The 1,925-nt window shown below is 62.1% G+C and carries 3 protein-coding genes and 1 pseudogene; 2 read left to right on the forward strand and 2 right to left on the reverse strand.

The window, feature by feature from the left end:
- Positions 1-273 (forward strand): annotated as a pseudogene (locus EN939_RS32210) (MFS transporter); the annotation flags it as partial.
- A 182-nt stretch (positions 274-455) separates the two neighbouring features.
- Positions 456-722, forward strand: a complete 267-nt coding sequence (locus EN939_RS32215; protein ID WP_127271315.1) for a hypothetical protein — start codon at positions 456-458, stop codon at positions 720-722.
- Positions 723-830: 108 nt separating this feature from the next.
- Here the strand turns inward: EN939_RS32215 and EN939_RS32220 are convergent, their stop codons facing one another.
- Both EN939_RS32220 and EN939_RS32225 read right to left on the reverse strand, forming a co-directional pair.
- On the reverse strand, positions 831-1,385 hold the full coding sequence (locus tag EN939_RS32220; protein WP_127271313.1) for a hypothetical protein: 555 nt from the start codon (positions 1,383-1,385) through the stop codon (positions 831-833).
- A 135-nt stretch (positions 1,386-1,520) separates the two neighbouring features.
- Positions 1,521-1,925, reverse strand: a 405-nt coding sequence (locus EN939_RS32225) for a TIGR01620 family protein (protein ID WP_127271591.1), incomplete at its 5' end; no start/stop codon positions are given.

Here is a 1,925-nt window from a genome sequence, read left to right on the forward strand (position 1 = left end):
CATATGGGCGTTGCCTTCGGCTTCGTTACGCTGTGGGGTTTCGCCTTTGGCATGGCGCCGGTGGTGCTGCCGACCAATATGTCGCGCGCGGCGCCTGATGCGCTAGAGGCAGCGGGCAGCCTGATGGTCACCTCTTTCCAAATTGCCATCACCATCGGCGCGGTTGTCGGCGGCTATGTCGTGGACACCTATGGCGCGACCGGGCCTTTGACTCTGACCGCTGTCCTTGCCGCATCGACCGCCGTCTTGGCGCTGCTGCAGCCACGCAGCTGAACTTTGCTGCCGCTGATAAAATAGCCTGAATCCGGGCCGCCGCCGATGTTGCAGGCGCGATACACAAGTTGAGGCCGGGAACACGTTGCATCTTGCCGCAATCGAAGGCTAAGGACGCTCGGCTTCGGCCATTGGAGGGTGATCGACGATCAAGTCGCGCCCTTTTTGAGGAGATGACTGACATGAAGAAGTTTTTGTTTGTTGCCGTCGGCCTGGCGGTGCTTGCCGGTTCGGCTTGCTCGAAGGCGCCCGAGTGCACGGCGGAAATCGCGACCAAGAAGGCGCAGGACATGGCTACCGCGCTGCAGGAAGCGATTACCAAGGACCCGTCCAAAGCGGCTGATCTGACGGCCAAGGTCCAGGCGGTGACAACCAAGTATCAGGGCGCTACGACATTGGCCGACGCCTGCAAGGCCTATGACGAACTGACGGCCACAATCAAAGGCTAACGCCCTGATTTGAGATCAAGGCCTAAGCGCCTGATTCGATGGGTCAAGGGAGAGGGCGGTGACCGTGGGGTCGCCGCCTTTTTTTCGGATTTTCAGTTCGGCGCGATTTCAGTTCGGCGCGATGGAGCCGACTTCGACTGCGTCGACGCGCTTCAAGCTCATGCCGATCACCGGCACCAACTGGTCGTCGACGCGCACGGCAATAGTCACTGTCATCGAATTGTCGTCAGGGATGCGAGCCTGCATGACGCCGCGCAGCTGGTTGCGGTTGATGGTGAAGACCACTTTGCGGGCATCGACGACGTTGCCGCCGATGATGTCGAGGCCGGAACCGGTCGCGCCACCCATAAAGCTGCCCTTGTAGCCCTCGCGGCCCTTGCGCTCGATCTTGGCCGACATCGGCTGGGTGAACATGCCGACCCGGCAGCCGCCGTCGAGCGACATGCCGACCTTGCCGTCGGGCGTCGAGCCGGTGAAGCTGCAGTTGAACTTGGTGCCTTTGTACTTGCCGGCGACGATTTCGCCGGGACCGATCCACTTGCCTTCAGCAGACTGGAAGAACTGCTTGTCCGGCTCCGCCGCAGATGCCACTCCGGCAATGCCGACGACTGCCGCAATCACCGTTGCCAGGGGCAGGACGCTGGATAGAATTACGCTTTTCATCGACGACACCCGGCAACAAAGATGCTGTTTGGAACCCGTCTGACCATGAACAAGATTGGTTAATGCTTCGTCACCGAGGAGCCGCGGCAGAGCAGTCCGGTAACGATTCCGAATGTCCGGACACTCCAGCCTGTCTCACTTGCCGGATGGGGTCGTTTCACCATCTTTCCTGGTTGCGAACGATGTCAGCGCCGAGAGGAAGTCGCCCAATCCGGGACGCTTGGCGGCGCTGAAGGGCAGGGGTCGCGCCGTCTCCATCGCGGCGATGCCGATGCGCGCCGTCATCATGCCGTTGACGACGCCCTCGCCAAGCTTGGCCGAAAGGCGCGCGGCCAGGCCGTGGCCGACGATCTGCTGGACGAAACTGTCACCGACCGCGATCGAGCCGGTAACCGCCAGATGCGCCAGCACGCTGCGCGCCAGGCGGAAGAAACCCAGCGTTCCGGGCCGTCCGCCATAGAGCTCCGACAGGCGGCGAATGAGCCGCCCGGCCTCGAATACGACATAGGCGACATCGACCAGTGCGCGTGGACTGACCGC

It is taken from the genome of Mesorhizobium sp. M7A.F.Ca.CA.002.05.1.1 (assembly GCF_003998335.1).
Classification (GTDB): Bacteria; Pseudomonadota; Alphaproteobacteria; order Rhizobiales; family Rhizobiaceae; genus Mesorhizobium.